Below are 15,000 nucleotides of genomic sequence, written 5' to 3' on the forward strand. Positions count from 1 at the left end.
GCGCTGGCAGGCGTTGTCATCAGGCGGATCCAGGGGCTGACAAAGGTGGAATAGAGCGCCTCGTTAACCTTGGACAGGCGCTGCACGGCGTCAAAGGCCTGTTCGGGAACCTCCTGGGCCAGATCGCGCACATCGCGCGGCTCGAACCGGAGCTTGTAGTGCGGCGCGTGGCAGTCGGGATCGCCAGTGGGATTGTCGATCTTCATCTCGTAAAGACCGGGTTTCAACTTGTTGATCCTGTCCAGGCTTTCCAGAATGGCGCGATGTTCCAGCCGCGCCACCGAGGCCGACACGAAAATGCCCAGATGCCCGACATGGGCATTGGTCAGATAGACGATCCGCTGACCGGCCGCTTTCAGATCGGCCGTGTCCTTATAGACCGCCGCAATCCAGCCCAAAGCCTGCGCCGGCGGCGTGATATTGTCGCCATAGGAGGCGAACACGATCATCGGGTTCTTGATCTTGCGCAGATCGGCGACGCAGTGATCGCCAATCGCCATCTCGCCATTCTCCAGCTGGTTGCCGATGAACAGGTTCTGGGTAATGGAGAGGATTTCCGGGCGGCTGAGACTATAAAACCCGTTCCACCAACGCTCAAAATCCAGAAAACGATCACGTTCGGTATCTACATTCGCCAGCAGGTTGGCGTATTTTTCCCAGATCGCCTTTTCCGGCTTCAGGCTTTCGAAGTTTTGCGCCAGCCAGGCCCCGTCAAAGCGCCCGTCACCCAGATCGGCAATCAGATGCGCCAGCCAGGACCCGCCAAGCAGGCCCCCCGTGATACGCATCGGGTTCACCCCATCTTCGCCCGCCCAATAGGACAGCGGCGAGCCATTCAGGACAACCGGCCCCGCCAGACCTTCGCAATGCGCCGCCAGCAGCGTCACCGCCCACCCGGCCTGGCAATTGCCATAGAGAACGGGCGCAGCGCCATCGTGGCGCTCCGAAACCTCCTCGACAAAGCGGCGCAGGGCCAGAAGCACATTCTCAAGCGTCTGCTCTTTCACCGGCTCGGGAAAGAAGATGACGAAATAGACCGGGTGGCCCTCGGCCATCGCCATGCCGACCTCGCTGTCACGCTTGAAGCCGCCAATGCCCGGCCCGTGGCCGGCGCGCGGGTCCACCACGATGACGGGCGGTTTTTCGGCATCGACGCAATCATCCCAGCAATTGCCATCGACCTCGGTGATGCGCAGCAGGGCGTAATTGGCCGGGCGCGCGAATTGGCGCGCATCCAGCAGGGTTTCATATTTGAAATCCAGCAGCGGCGGCATGCCGGCGCGGTCATGCGCGATCATGTTGTCGGCGCGTTCGCGCAGCGTATCGACAAACAGCACCGAGCGTTCCCACAGATCCCGGCCATAGGCCGCCGGATCGGGCAGGGGGGCTGCGCTGGTATCGGATGGCGCGGGTATATCCGTCATCGCGCCGATCAGCCGGTCAATCGAAGGTTGCATGTTCATGCTGCGGCCCGCCGTGAAAAGAAGTTCAGCGCAGGCACGAAAATCAAGGCGATATACCAGCCATAGGCGAAGGTTTCGACCAGGCCCAGAATGGCGCTGGACCAACTGATCCAGGTGACGCCCGGCAACAGAGGCAACCAGGCCTGATACATGGTGACGTTTGGAAACAGCAGGCCAAAGACGACGCATAGGGCAAAGCTCAGCGACAGCAGAATGCCAAGCGCCATGGCGACCGGGTAGATGCGGATGGGTCTTGAATCAGACATTGGGTCCCTCCTTGAAGCTGGAAATCGTGGCAAACACGACAGGTCCGCCCGCGTTCTCACGGGTTCAGTATCAAGACGTTGTCAGGGAACAGGCGTTACAGTCACCAAGGCGAAAACTGTAACGAGAGGCTGCGAACGCAAAAGCGTCAGGCAATCGGCGGCGGATGGTCCAGGCCAACATGGTGCCCGCAGGTGTGGATCTGGCTGGGGATGAGCCGCCAGAAACTGCCATGCGGCAGCAGGCCTGCCGTGGTTGCCACGCCACCAAATAACGGCTGGCCATGGTGGCACGAGGTTTGCGAGGGGCAGGAATCGGTCTGCGTTGGCGCAATGGTAACATGCGGATCTGTTTGAGAGTCCAGATCCGCCAGCATGAGACCTGCAGCTGTCGCACCTGGCTCAGCCGCGCGGGCGACATCATTATGCGCAGCCATGAGGACCATCCCGATCGCCATCAGCGTCAGAATCCCGACGCGACACCGCCGCGCGACTTTGGCAAGCAAAAGTTGATATCGGCTGTTGGGCATGATCCAGACCATTGCATGAAAGCGTCTGTGTGTTGTTGATATATGTCAACCTATAGCGCGTCGCGCCTGATCGGATTCGCGCATTCATCACCCGGACCGAGGCAGCGTTCGCGCAATCGAATGCGTTCGGGCCGGCCGGTGAATTCAATTTGGCGCGACGCGCTCTAATCTTCGTGGCCGTCGCTGGCCCGGTCACTCAGATCCCGCCCTGGGGCTGTGCCACCTGCGTTTCGGGGTCGCGCGTTTTGCGCAAACCACAAGACGATCAGCCCGGCCATGGCTGACAGGCCGGACCCGGCCAGGATTGCCAGCCGCGCGCTTGCCGCCATTTCCGATGTCTCAAAGGCCAGCGCGGTGACAAAGAGGCCCATGGTGAACCCGACACCCGCCAGCAGGCTTACGCCATAGATATGGCGAAACCCGACGCCCGGCGGCAAAAGGCCGATCTTCAGCTTGACGGCGCACCAGGTGGCCCCAAACACACCGATCTGCTTGCCCAGAAACAGGCCGAGGAAAACACCCAGGGACACCCCGCCGGTGACATTTCGCAAAGTCTCCGGCTCGATCGTGACACCGGCATTGAAAAACCCGAATAGTGGCACGATCAGCAAGCCGGCCCAGGGGTGCAGAAATCTTTCCGTCAGCAAAAGCGGTGATGGCGCGCTGCTGCCCCTGACCCCGTTGGGCACCACGGCTGCAATCAGAACGCCCGCAAGCGCGGGCTCGATCCCTGACCGGAAAAAGGCAAACCAAAGCAGCACGCCAAGGGCCGTCAGCGCCCAGGGGCGGGCATATCCCATCCGGTTCAGGCCAACCATGACTGCGAATGTCATAACGGCAAGCAGCACCGGCAGGATCTGAATGTCCTCGCCGTAAAACGCCGCGATGATCACCACCGCGCCGATATCATCGAAAATCGCCAGCGCCATCAGAAACACCTTCAGCCCGACCGGAACGCGCGCGCCCAACAGCGACAGGATGGCCAGGGCAAGTGCGATGTCGGTAGCCATCGGGATCGCCCAACCGCGCAGCGCGTCGCCATCGGATGCCGTAAAAGCGGCAAAGACAAGCGCCGGGACCACCATACCGCCAAAAGCGGCGATGGCGGGCAGGGCCGCGCGGCGCAGGCTGGACAGGTGCCCCTCAAGCAGCTCATGTTTGATCTCGACCCCGACCAGCACGAAGAAGAGGGTCATCAACCCCTGATTGATCCAGACAATCAGCGGTTCATCAATCAGGTAAGGGGCCAGGCCGATGCGGATAGGGATATGGTGAATGGCATCATAGAGGCCCGCCAGGGGCGAATTCGCAGCGATCAAAGCTGCCAAAATGGCCCCCAGAATCAACCCGCCCGATATTTTGTCGAGGGTCGGACGTTTCAGGTTCACATCGGGTCCAGTGCTTCTTGATCTTGTTCGCGCGCGCATGGCTGAGGGGAAGGGGCGGCCATGATCGCATCAGGCCGCTCCGAACTGTTGGGGCGTTTCGTGGCCTATGCGATGTGTCGCCGCGCGGGCGCATTGTCAATACAGGCGGTGCCCCTCCGCCTCGGCAATATAGTCGCGTGTCAGCGGCACCGTGCTGTTGCGCTTGGCCAGTTGGAACTGGAATACCACCAGCCCGCCATGGCGGAACCCGGCCTCGCATGCGGCCAGGTAAAACTCCCACATCCGGCAAAACCGGTCGTCGTAAAATTCGGAGATCCGGGCCCGGTTGGCCAGGAACCGCTGCCGCCACAAGCGCAGGGTTTCAGCGTAATGCAGGCGCAGAACCTCGACATCCGTGACGATCAGGCCACTTTTTTCAATGGCGGGCAGAACTTCGGACATGGCCGGGACATAGCCGCCCGGAAAGATGTATTTCTTGATCCACGCGCTCGGGGCCCCCGGCGGGCTGCTTGATCCGATGGTATGGATCAGCGCGACGCCATCCTCTTTCAGCCGGTCTGCAATGGTGTTGAAATAGGTGCGGTAATGCGGCGTGCCGACATGCTCGAACATGCCCACCGACACGATCCGGTCATAGCGCGCGGTTTCATGGCGGTAGTCGCGCAGGTGGAACGCCACCTTGTTTTCCAGCTCCGCGCCGGCGGTCTGCGCTTGTGCATAGGAGAGCTGTTCCTCGGACAAGGTCAGGCCGGTGACCGAAACATCGGCCTGGCTCGCCAGAAACCGGGCCAACCCGCCCCATCCCGACCCGATATCAAGCACCCGCTGGCCGGGGCGCAGCAGCAGCTTGGCCGCGATATGGCGCTTTTTCTGCACCTGCGCCTGTTCCAGCGAGTCACCGGGCGTGGCAAAATAGGCGCAGGAATATTGCCGGTCAGCATCCAGAAACTGGTCATACAGGCGATCGCTCAGGTCGTAATGATGCGCCACATTTGCCCGCGACCGGCTGGCCGGATTGAACAGGGTCAAAGGCCGGATCAGGCGCCGAAAGGCCAGCCAACCCCGGCGCAATGGCGATTTTGTGGTCGCCCCGAGATTGCCCAGAACAAGGTCCAGAAAATCGTAGATGTCGCCGCTGTCGATGCGCAGGCTGCCATCCATATAGGCCTCGCCCACCGCCAGATCGGGGTTCAGCGTGATCCGGCGCAGGGTTTGCGCGCGGGTGATCGTGGCCGCTACCTGCGGGCTGCCGCTGCCAAAGCGCTGCCGTGATCCGTCCGGGAAGGTCAGGATCAATGTGCCGCTTCTGATGGACCGGCTCAGAAACCGGCCAAGCAGCTGCGCCCAGAGGTTGAACCGACCGCCTGGCCGGTCGTCAATTGCAACAGGATGGATCCTGGTTGCGGTGGATCTGTTCAGTCCGGTGCTGTCATTCATGACGGCTTCCCCCATTCAGGCTGTGTCCCTATCAAGACGCCAGCAGGAGAAATCCGTTACAGATCGAAGCCCGAAACGCCGAACGGGCATTCGCTGACAACGCAGACCGACCGCGCAGCGGTGGCTGCGCGGCCGGCACGGTCGTAAAGGGCGTTTGATCATCAGGCCGATATCGCCGTGACCGCCCAACAGGCAGATCGTTTCAGGGCCAAGGCGCATCAGGGGTCTTTATTGCCTAAAACAGGTCTCGCAATCGCTGAGACAGGGCGCATCGCCGGGCGCGTTGAAATCCTTGATCTCAGGCAGCGTCAGGTGATGCGGGCTTTTCCGAAAACGCAGCATCGAGAGGGTCATGTTCGGTTCGGCGTCACCTGTCGGATGTCTTGCGGTCCCGAACGCGGCGGTGTCTCTGAATGATCAGAGCCGGCTCATTCCTGGCGAATACAGCTGCAACAAATAACAGGGCGCTTCCGGCGACCATGATCACGGGTCCCATTTCGACGATCCACGACATTATGTATCCCTTTCATTTCGTTTCATGCATGGCGGCCTGACTTTGCCCCCTGATGATAAAGACGCGCGCGCCGCCGGATTGTTACAGAATATCCCCGCCGCCGCCGGGTTTTTTCAAATCTTTCATCAAAGGCAGACCATATCCCGTAACGAAGCGCGCGCCCGCACGTCAGTTGAAGTGAGCGCGATGCAATCAGGAGGCGCCCCAAGATGAGACATGGCGATTTCGACCAGGCGGATCCGCAAACCCGCAAACCCGCGCCCTGCCGGTGCGGCGTATCAGAGCCCGCGGATGCGGAGTTGCAGGCCTTGTTTCACGATCTGGCCCTGACACTTTACCAGCTGATGGACCCCGCAGATGCCGATATCCTGATACGGGCCGAGATGCAGGGCCAGAGCCCGGCACAGATCGCGGATCAGATCGGATCTTCCCGGGCCGAGGTGACCCGTCGTCTCGCTCATGCGAAGCGTTGCTTTTGCCAGCTGGCTGCCCGGTCATTCGCGCCAGTGAAGTCCCGATGACAACATTCGCATCCTTGCCCTGGATCAACCCTGTTGTCGAAAGTGGGATGGCATGACACCTTTTTCGATTTCCAGGATCATCGCGGCGATGCTGCTTTGGGCGGCCTGTTTTCCGCTGATCACCATCGGCATCACCCTGGCCCCGCATCTCAGCTTTGCAACGCTGCGCGCGGCCATCGCGGGTCTGGTCCTGGTTGGGCTGGCATGGGCGCTCGGGCGGCCATTTCCACGTGGCCTCAAGGTTTGGGCGACCCTGTCCGTGATGGGGATCGGGGCCACCAGCCTGGGGTTTCTGGGCATGTTTCATGCCGCTGAATTCGTGTCGCCGGGCATCGCAACGGTGATCGCAAACACCCAACCCCTGTTGGCGGCGGGCCTGGGGGCCGTGGTGCTGGGCGAACGTCTGGCCCCCATCGGCAAGGTGGGGCTTTCCCTCGGGTTTCTCGGGATCGTGGTGATTGCCGCCCCGCAATTGATTGCAGGTGGCCAGGGCAATTATCTGATCGGCGTGGCCTATATCATGCTGGCCGCCCTCGGGATCACGGTCAGCAATGTGATGATCAAGAAAATCGCCGGGCAGATCGACCCGCTGATGGCGGTGGGGATGCAGTTTCTGATTGGCAGCGTTCCGCTGGCCATTGCCGCCGGCATGACCGAGGATCCGGGCGCGATCCAGTGGTCGGCCACCTTCATCGCCATAGTGCTGGCGCTGGCGCTGTTCGGCTCGGCTCTGGTCTATGTGCTGTGGATGTCGGTTCTGACGACAGTGCCGCTCAATCAGGCCAATGCGTTCAGCTTTCTGGTGCCGGTGTTCGGGCTGACGATGGGGATGGTGTTCTTTGGTGAAACGCTTGGCTTGCTGAAGCTGATCGGGATATCGCTGGCCATCCTTGGCGTGGTGTTGGTGGCAGGTCGCGGCACGGCCCGCAAGGCCGGCCCGCAGCCGCCGCCCGATCCTGTGCGAATTTGATGTGCATCATGGTAGTAGTGGTGCCGCGACATCATAGATAAGAACACCGAGTTGATAGAAAGCCCGTGCAATGAATGCCCCTGTGAACACCCCATCAGACGATATGCGCCCGGCCTCGCCGGCGCTGGAGCGCGCGCTACAGGCCCATTACGCCGACTTCCTGCGCTATCTGATGCGCCGGGTCGGGGATCAGGCAACAGCCGAAGATATCCTGCACAGCTTCTGCATCCGGGTGATGCAAAGCGACACGCAGCTTCGCGATGACCGCAGCGCCATCGGCTGGCTCTATACCGTTCTGCGATCCGTTTTGATGGATCATTTCCGCGGCGATACGGTGCGCAAACGCGGCGATGCCCGCTATTCGCGCGAAAAGATGGTGCTGGATGGCGACAGCGTCGAGGCCGAGGAGGCCGGGGCGATCTGCAATTGTCTGCGCGGGTTGCTGCCCAGATTGCGACCCGAATATGCCGAGCTGCTGCGGCGGGTCGATTTTCTGGAGGAACCGCGCCGCGATGTCGCGGCTGCGATGGGCATTTCGCAACAGAACCTTCGGGTTCGGCTGCACCGGGCAAGGGCCGCTATTGGTGTGGCGCTGAAACAGCATTGCGGCGGCTGTTGCAAATCCGAGTTTCGCGATTGCTTTTGCAACCACGAAAGCCCCGATGATGCCGCCCTTGCAGGGTAGGGCCCGGCGTTCCGGGTCTGTGCGGGGTCTTGCACATGACATCCCGGCATTTCCGTGGCCGATAACAGCGGTCTACAGGCCGATCGCGTTCAGGGCAGCCTCAAGCCAGACCGCGGCGAACAGCACAAAGAGATAGAGAAGCGTCAGCCGGAAAAACGCGCGTTCGGTGGCGTAGCGATCATCAGTGGCGGTGGTTTCATCTCGCGACGCGATGGCCAGCGCACGGCGCAGCAACATCAGGTTGAGAACAACCGCGGCGACCAGATAGATCGGACCGCCTATCGCCGAAAACCCCATGGCGATCGAGATCACGGCCAGAACCACGCTATAGATCAGAACATGTCGCCGCGTCGCCGTCCGGCCATGGGTGACCGTCAGCATCGGCACGCCGGCGCGCGAATAATCATCGTGCATATAAAGCGCCAGGGCCCAGAAATGCGGCGGCGTCCAGAAAAAGATCAAGCCAAACAGCATGACACTTTCAATGTCGATACTGCCCATCGCCACCGCCCATCCGATCATTGGCGGAAACGCCCCCGCGGCACCGCCAATCACGATGTTTTGCGGTGTGCGCCGCTTCAGGATCATGGAGTAGATCACGACGTAGAAAAAGATGGTGAAGGCCAGAAGGCCCGCCGCCAATGCGTTGGACACGGCCCAGAGCGCGAAAACAGACAGAACCGACAGCACCAGCCCAAAGACCAGCGCAGCCCTTGGCGACACATCGCCATTGGGGATCGGACGGTTGCGGGTGCGCCGCATCTGGATGTCGATATCAGCATCCCACCACATGTTCAGCGCGCCCGAGGCACCGGCCCCGGTGGCGATGAACAGGATCGACAGCAGCCCGGTAACCGGGTCCACGGAGGCGGGGGCCGCAAAGACACCGACCATGGCGGTAAAGATCACCAGCGACATCACACGCGGCTTCAGCAGCGCAAGATAACTTGCCGGTAGCGGCCTGCGCAGGGCAGGGGAATAGTTTGAGGTATCAGCCATATTGGCCCCCGGGGGCTGGAGGTGCAGTGCCGCGGCCCGGCCTGGAATGTCCGGGCCGCGGGTCGGATCGCCGGAACTGTAGCCGGGCAGGCTACATGTCCATCGCCATGCCTTCGGTGGCCATCTGGCCCATCATGCCCATCTGCATGTGATAGGGCAGCATGCACATGAACATCCAGACGCCGGGGCGCACGATTTCGGCCACAAAGCTGATCTCGTCGCCGGGCAGAAGCAGCGATTTCTCGTAAAGCGCCTCATGTTCCAGAAGGTTCCAATCCGCCCGCCGGGCACGATAATTCACCCCCTGCATCGCGGCCATGCTCATGAACATGAACTCGTGCAGGATCTGGCCATCATTGCGCAACGTGAATCGGATGCGTTCACCGGGTTGGGCGTCGATCTCGAGATCCGAGAAGGTCCATTCCGACATGCTCAGGATGATCTCGCGGTCGAACTCACCGTCATCGGTGATGATCAGCCCGGCCATTTGGCCAGCCATCAGACGGTTGGCTTCTTCCTCTTCGAATTCGGTCATCTCCATCTGGGCGTCCTCGCCCATATCCATGGCACCATCCGCGGGCATGTCGGCCTCGGCCATGTCCATGGTGCCGTCACCATCCATGTCCATATCCATGGTGGTGCCTTCGCCCATGTCCATCTGGGTGCCTTCGCCCATATCCATGGCACCCATATCCATGTCCATGTCGCCCATGTCCATGTTTTCCAATGCGGCCGCAATCATTGCCTCATCCTCGGGCGGGACACCGAACACTTCATGTTCGACCTCCTCGTTCTCCACCAGGACCCCTTCGGGGATGATCCCTTCTTCGCGAAGGCGCGCATAATCCCCGACCGTTGGGGGCAATTGCACAGTTGGCGGTGTCTCGACGACGGTGAAATAGGCTGTCCCTCCCAGAAGGACGAGCCCGAATAGCAGAAATACTCTCATGATCATTTGGGTTTTCCTTCTTATTCAGCCGGGACCGGCTTGGCCGCGGTGCCAGCTTCGCCACTGTCAATGGCCCAGGGGTCGCCAGACACCTTTGCCCCGCGGGTGGAGCTTATCATGGTGTTGAAGACGAAAACGATGAAACCGAGCCCAATCAGATAGGCGGCCGCGGTCAGCATCATTTGCGGCATCGACCATTGTGGCAGGTCCAGATAATCCACGACCCAACGCGGGAAGTAGTTGAAGCCCAGGTAATACATCAGCGTGACCTTGCTGAAGATACCGATCTGCCAGAACCAGAAATGGGTATTGGCAAGGGCCTGATTGAACATCCGTCCGGTGAAGTAGGGGTAGAGATAGTAGAACCCCGCCATCGCCATATTGGCCATGAAGCCCACGAACATGGCGTGGAAATGCGCCGGGACGAAATAGGTGTTGTGGACAAAGTCGCTATCCACGGCGATCTGCGCGTTCAGATAGGCCGTCACGCCGCCCAGCATCAGAAAGAAGATCGAGGCGATCATGAACTTGAACGGTATCGCACGCCGGGCCGCGGCCGGAATCGGGTCGGACCAGAGCGTTGCGATCCAGTTGAAGACATGCAGCGTCGACGGGATGAAGATCATCAAGGTCAGAATCTGCGTCGTGCGTTGCAGCCAGCCACTGACATTCTCGGCCGGCTGGAAATGGTGCGGGTAAACCACAAAGCCCAACACGGTCAGCAGGACAAAAGCGGTCACGGCCGACCAGTAGCTCCAGATCGGACGTCCCAGGAACCGTGGCAGCAGCGTATAAAGCGTAGCTACCGCCGGCATCAGCGGCAGATAGACGGCCGGGTGCCCATAGAACCAGAACATGAACATGAAGGTCATCACATTGCCGCCGCGCGACGGGTCATAGACCGCCGTGATCTGGGCCCAATCGGTATACATGAAGATACCAACCAGTGCCAGGATCGGGGTCGATCCGATCAGCAGGATACCTTCGGAAAGGGCACCCCACCCCATCAGGGGCATTTTCTTCACGCCAATGCGGCGCATGGCTGCATAGCCGTTCTTGAACAGAACCGCCCCGGCAATGAATTCCGAGATCGCCACCAGGACAACCGCGAGATACCCCATCCAGATCAGGCTTCCGCCGACCCGAAGTGACATTGGCGGATAGAAGGTCCAGGTGAAATCGGGCCGTGAAATGACCAGCAGCACCGCCGCGACGATCAACAGCCAGTAGCTCCATTGCGCCCCGCGCGCCCAGAGCAACTGATCGGTGCCCAGGACCTTGGGGATCATGTAATACATGATCGAGATGACGAACGGAATGATGAAGCCGAAGACCATGAACATGCCATGCAGGGTCATAAGCGACATATAGGGCCGTGCGTCGAAGAACTGGATATCGGGCTGGGCCAGTTCGGTTCTGAACAGAATGGCCATCAGCCCGCCAAGCCCCAGCATCATCACTGAGGTCAACATGCCCTTGATGGCGATGTGACGGTAATCATGTGAAAACAGAAGATCGCGAAGTGTCATCTTGCCGATGACATCTTCGGCCTCCCAATGGGGCGTGCCACCCATACGTTCTGCATCATGTACGCTTGCCATGGTGCGGTTTCCTTCCTTAGAAATTCGGTTATGTCCGTGCGGGCCTGATCAGGCCTCGGCTTCGGACTCTTCGCCTAGGACCACAAGCCAGGCCTTCATCTGCGAGTGTCCGACACCGCAGTAGTTCAGGCATTGGATCAGGTAGCGCCCCGGTTCTTCGGGCGCGAGAATCCAGACATTGCGTTCGACCCCCGGTTCGAACTCGGCCGTGATGCCGGCGGCGGGGATGTTGAAGCCATGGATGACATCATTGGCAAACAGGCTGAACAGCACCCGTTCTCCGGGCTGAACGATCGCCGCATTGCGCGATAATTCATCCTCTTCGTTGATGAAGGCAAATCCCCACTGGAATGCCAGAACTCTGATAACGCGGTCAAAATTGCTGTTTTCCGGGTCATACCCGATTTCCAGAACACCTTCTTCTTCCAGTGGTGCCTGATAGGCCGCGAAGATCTCTGAGCTGCGGTTGTCGCCATACCAGACCATGACGATCAGCAGACCGACGAAAAGGAACTCCATCGAATAGGGCAGTCGCCAGCGTGACGGTAGAAACAGCGCCGCGAACAGCGCCGCGATGCCAAGCCCCAGCACCGCGAATACGATTATCATCATTGTAGACTGGTATCCGGCCAGCCCGAGTGCGTTTTCCATTCCAGTTTTCCCCTGTTGAAACGAAGTTTTCTCTGTTGCGCCTCAGCGCAACCGTGAACGGCGTTTCAGAGGATCGGGGGGTGAAAAACAGGATCTGCGACAAGCCCGGATCTTTGAACCGCACTGCGCAAAAAGACGACCGACACAGCGCTGGTGCAGGCGTCGGGAACAATTGCCGGATCGGTCACAGCCACCAGACCGCAATGGCCAGACCCTGTGCCCATATTCAGGCAAAGATTGATCATCGGGCAGTTGGGCATCCGGGCAGGAATTTCACCATCACCATCGCAGATCGCGCCGGACAAATCGGTGATCGCGGCGGGCTGACAATCTTGTGACAGGTCTAACCGCATCCGGGAGATCACATCGGAGTCCATGGCCATGGCATTGCGCGACGACGCGCCGACGATGCTCGTCACAACGAGCACCAGCAAACACGCCGTGCGAAGACATTGCCCCATGCGTTTCAAGACTGCGTCGATGCTATCGTCCTCCCGTTGCCGGAATCGTTAGCACAAGAAATTTTAGGATTCAATATTGGAACATTCGATAATTTTCTTGCGGTTATGGCCCCGCCTTGGCGATCGCGGGCGATATCGGTGTTTTGCAAGCCGCGTTCGGGGGGGCAATAAAAGCACTTGAACCTCTAGTTACTGAAGCTCCTATCTTGAGAGCGAAATTCAGGACAGGACAGAAAATTGGCACATGATCATACCCATAAACATGCGGAATCCGCCTGCTGTGGAACGGCTTGCGATCCTTTTGCGCAACCAGCCCCACCGCCAGAATCAGGGCAGAGCTTTCGCGTCAACGGGCTTGACTGCGCCGAAGAAGTTGGAATTCTGAGCCGCGTTCTGGGCCCCGAAATCGGCGGCACCGAGCATCTGGCATTCGATGTGCTGAATGGTCGGATGACAATTCTTGAGGGCGCAAATCCGTTAGCTGCCGAAAAGATCATCAAGATTATCGGGTCGACCGGAATGAGCGCCAAGCTTTGGGATGCAAAGACCGTCGAAGGCGATCAGGCCGCCCATTTTGCGCGCCAGCGGCTGTTCACCGGGCTCAGTGGCGGGTTCTGGGCGGCGGGCTTTATCTACCATGCTGTCGAAAGCGGCCTCTCAGGGGCGCTGCGGCTGTTCTCCGGCCATGGCGATGCGGCAATGCCGCTGATCGAGGTCGCCCTGTTCATGCTGGCCATCATATTCGGTGCCTGGCTGGTCGCGCCAAAGGCATGGTCGGCGGCGCGCAGGCTGTCGCCCGACATGAACCTGCTTATGATTGTGGCGGTGGCCGGCGCGATCGGCCTGGGTGAATTTTTCGAAGCCGCCACGGTCGCGTTCTTTTTCGCGCTGTCGCTTGCCCTTGAATCCTGGAGCGTCGGGCGCGCCCGCAACGCGGTGTCGGCGCTGCTCGATCTGGCCCCGCCGACGGCGCGGGTGATCCGCGATGATGACTCTGAGGCCGACATGCCGGCAGCCGAGGTCGCGATCGGCGACCGGTTCGTGGTGCGCGGCGGCGACCGGATTCCGCTCGATGGTGAAGTGATTGACGGTCGCGGCGATGTCGATCAGGCCCCGATCACCGGCGAAAGCGCTCTGGTTGCCAAGGAAACCGGCGATGTCATCTATGCCGGCACCATCAATGGGGATGGCACGCTGATTGTCCGCGCGACCAGGGCGGCTGGCGACACCGTGCTGTCCAAGATCATCCGCATGGTGGGCGATGCCCATTCCAAGCGTGCCGAAGTTGAACAATGGGTGACCAAATTCGCCCGCATCTACACGCCCATCGTCATGGTTCTGGCGATTCTGATCGCCACCGTGCCGCCGTTGTTCTTCGCAGCTGCGTGGGAATACTGGATCTACAACGCGCTGGTGCTGCTGGTGATCGCCTGCCCCTGCGCGCTGGTCATCTCGACGCCGGTCTCGATCGTGGCGGCCCTTGCGTCTTCGGCGCGCAACGGGGTGTTGATCAAGGGCGGTGCCTATGTCGAGGCCCCGTCACGGCTGACCGCGCTGGCGATGGACAAGACCGGCACCATCACCATGGGTGAGCCGGAGGTTGCGGGTCTGTATCCCTTGGGGGGCACCAGGGAACGCGATCTGTTGAGCGCCGCCGTGGCATTGGAGGCGCGGTCCTCGCATCCGCTGGCGCGGGCCATATTGGCCCGCGGTGCGCGCGACGGGCTGGACCAGGGTGCCGCCACCGACACCAGGACAGTGCCGGGACGCGGCATCGAGGGGTCGTGGCAGGGACAGCCGGTCTGGCTCGGCTCTGACCGGTTCGCATCCGAGAAGGGCCTGGCCGATGCCATCCCCCGCGATCTGCTGGAACGGATCGAAGGGGCCGGCAGCACGCTTGTCGCGGTCGGGTCGGGCGAGCGTCTGCTGGGACTGATCGAGCTGCGCGACCGCATCCGCCCCGACGCCAGGGATATCGTCGCAAAGCTGCATGCGCAGGGCGTGAAAACCATCGTGATGCTGACCGGCGACAATGAACGCACCGCCCGCGCCGTCGCGGCTGTGGTCGGCATTGATGAGGTCCGCGCCGAGCTGTTGCCCGAAGACAAGGTGGCCGCGATCGAGGAACTGGTGGCCAGCCATGACGTGGTGGCCATGATCGGTGACGGGGTGAATGATGCGCCCGCCATGGCCCGGGCGCATTTCGCCATTGCCATGGGGGCCGTCGGATCGGACGCCGCCATCGAGACCGCCGATATTGCCTTGATGACCGATGATATCGGCAAGGTGCCGTGGCTGATTTCCCATTCGCGCCGAACCATGGGCATCATCCACCAGAATATCGGCATTTCGCTTGCCACCAAGGCGCTGTTCGTCGGGCTGACGGCGTTCGGCATGGCGACCATGTGGGGGGCCATCGCGGCCGATGTCGGGGTGTCTCTGGTCGTCGTGGCCAATGCGCTGCGGCTGCTGCATTCGAAAAACGAGACCAGGACCCCGCCGGATGGATGGGCGGTTGGCAAAAAGATGACCGGGATTGCGCTGGCCCAGGGCCAATAGGAAAAGCCC

General features: G+C 60.7%; 14 protein-coding genes. 3 read left to right on the forward strand and 11 right to left on the reverse strand.

Annotation, left to right across the window (positions count from 1 at the left end):
• The 6 genes from ACW8PS_RS02460 to ACW8PS_RS02485 form a co-directional block, all read right to left on the reverse strand.
• Positions 1-1,463, reverse strand: a 1,463-nt coding sequence (locus ACW8PS_RS02460) for a DUF3141 domain-containing protein (RefSeq protein ID WP_491525672.1), incomplete at its 3' end; no start/stop codon positions are given.
• Positions 1,460-1,729, reverse strand: a complete 270-nt coding sequence (locus ACW8PS_RS02465; protein ID WP_491525673.1) for a DUF5676 family membrane protein — start codon at positions 1,727-1,729, stop codon at positions 1,460-1,462. The genes ACW8PS_RS02465 and ACW8PS_RS02460, both read right to left, overlap by 4 nt.
• Positions 1,730-1,875: 146 nt before the next feature.
• Positions 1,876-2,163, reverse strand: a complete 288-nt coding sequence (locus ACW8PS_RS02470; protein ID WP_491525674.1) for a hypothetical protein — start codon at positions 2,161-2,163, stop codon at positions 1,876-1,878.
• A gap of 257 nt (positions 2,164-2,420) precedes the next feature.
• Entirely contained in the window at positions 2,421-3,644 is a 1,224-nt protein-coding gene (gene nhaA / locus ACW8PS_RS02475) for a Na+/H+ antiporter NhaA (protein WP_491525675.1), read from the reverse strand.
• Between the two features lie 135 nt (positions 3,645-3,779).
• Positions 3,780-5,096, reverse strand: a complete 1,317-nt coding sequence (locus ACW8PS_RS02480; protein WP_491525676.1) for a class I SAM-dependent methyltransferase — start codon at positions 5,094-5,096, stop codon at positions 3,780-3,782.
• A 777-nt stretch (positions 5,097-5,873) separates the two neighbouring features.
• On the reverse strand, positions 5,874-6,056 hold the full coding sequence (locus tag ACW8PS_RS02485; protein ID WP_491525677.1) for a hypothetical protein: 183 nt from the start codon (positions 6,054-6,056) through the stop codon (positions 5,874-5,876).
• A gap of 112 nt (positions 6,057-6,168) precedes the next feature.
• Between ACW8PS_RS02485 and ACW8PS_RS02490 the strand changes: the two genes are divergently transcribed.
• Together ACW8PS_RS02490 and ACW8PS_RS02495 are read left to right on the forward strand one after the other, a co-directional pair.
• Positions 6,169-7,086 carry a DMT family transporter gene (locus ACW8PS_RS02490; RefSeq protein WP_491525678.1) on the forward strand — a complete coding sequence of 306 codons (918 nt, stop codon included), beginning with the start codon at positions 6,169-6,171 and terminating at the stop codon, positions 7,084-7,086.
• Positions 7,087-7,168: 82 nt separating this feature from the next.
• Entirely contained in the window at positions 7,169-7,771 is a 603-nt protein-coding gene (locus ACW8PS_RS02495) for an RNA polymerase sigma factor (protein WP_491525679.1), read from the forward strand.
• Positions 7,772-7,843: 72 nt separating this feature from the next.
• Here the strand turns inward: ACW8PS_RS02495 and ACW8PS_RS02500 are convergent, their stop codons facing one another.
• From ACW8PS_RS02500 to ACW8PS_RS02520, 5 genes are all read right to left on the reverse strand, one after another.
• A complete protein-coding gene (locus tag ACW8PS_RS02500) occupies positions 7,844-8,770 on the reverse strand; it encodes a heme o synthase (protein WP_491525680.1) in 927 nt (308 codons plus the stop codon).
• A gap of 91 nt (positions 8,771-8,861) precedes the next feature.
• Entirely contained in the window at positions 8,862-9,725 is an 864-nt protein-coding gene (locus ACW8PS_RS02505; RefSeq protein WP_491525681.1) for a multicopper oxidase domain-containing protein, read from the reverse strand.
• A 14-nt stretch (positions 9,726-9,739) separates the two neighbouring features.
• Positions 9,740-11,320 (reverse strand): cytochrome c oxidase subunit I, encoded by a 1,581-nt coding sequence (locus ACW8PS_RS02510; protein ID WP_491525682.1) that lies wholly within the window; start codon positions 11,318-11,320, stop codon positions 9,740-9,742.
• A gap of 48 nt (positions 11,321-11,368) precedes the next feature.
• Positions 11,369-11,971 carry a cupredoxin domain-containing protein gene (locus ACW8PS_RS02515; protein ID WP_491525683.1) on the reverse strand — a complete coding sequence of 201 codons (603 nt, stop codon included), beginning with the start codon at positions 11,969-11,971 and terminating at the stop codon, positions 11,369-11,371.
• A 65-nt stretch (positions 11,972-12,036) separates the two neighbouring features.
• Positions 12,037-12,405, reverse strand: coding sequence for a hypothetical protein (locus tag ACW8PS_RS02520; RefSeq protein WP_491525684.1), 369 nt, complete (start codon positions 12,403-12,405; stop codon positions 12,037-12,039).
• A gap of 264 nt (positions 12,406-12,669) precedes the next feature.
• On the opposite strand from ACW8PS_RS02520, the gene ACW8PS_RS02525 reads away from it, so the two are divergent.
• Positions 12,670-14,991, forward strand: coding sequence for a heavy metal translocating P-type ATPase (locus ACW8PS_RS02525; RefSeq protein WP_491525685.1), 2,322 nt, complete (start codon positions 12,670-12,672; stop codon positions 14,989-14,991).
• Positions 14,992-15,000: the final 9 nt, after the last annotated feature.

This window comes from Alterinioella sp., assembly GCF_058343375.1.

Coding starts and splice junctions, on each gene's coding strand:
- ACW8PS_RS02465 (WP_491525673.1), bottom strand. CDS start 1,729: ATGTCTGATTCAAGACCCATCCGCATCTACCCGGTCGCCATGGCGCTT.
- ACW8PS_RS02470 (WP_491525674.1), bottom strand. CDS start 2,163: ATGGCTGCGCATAATGATGTCGCCCGCGCGGCTGAGCCAGGTGCGACA.
- ACW8PS_RS02480 (WP_491525676.1), bottom strand. CDS start 5,096: ATGGGGGAAGCCGTCATGAATGACAGCACCGGACTGAACAGATCCACC.
- ACW8PS_RS02485 (WP_491525677.1), bottom strand. CDS start 6,056: ATGAGCGAGACGACGGGTCACCTCGGCCCGGGAAGATCCGATCTGATC.
- ACW8PS_RS02490 (WP_491525678.1), top strand. CDS start 6,169: ATGACACCTTTTTCGATTTCCAGGATCATCGCGGCGATGCTGCTTTGG.
- ACW8PS_RS02500 (WP_491525680.1), bottom strand. CDS start 8,770: ATGGCTGATACCTCAAACTATTCCCCTGCCCTGCGCAGGCCGCTACCG.
- ACW8PS_RS02505 (WP_491525681.1), bottom strand. CDS start 9,725: ATGATCATGAGAGTATTTCTGCTATTCGGGCTCGTCCTTCTGGGAGGG.
- ACW8PS_RS02510 (WP_491525682.1), bottom strand. CDS start 11,320: ATGGCAAGCGTACATGATGCAGAACGTATGGGTGGCACGCCCCATTGG.
- ACW8PS_RS02515 (WP_491525683.1), bottom strand. CDS start 11,971: ATGGAAAACGCACTCGGGCTGGCCGGATACCAGTCTACAATGATGATA.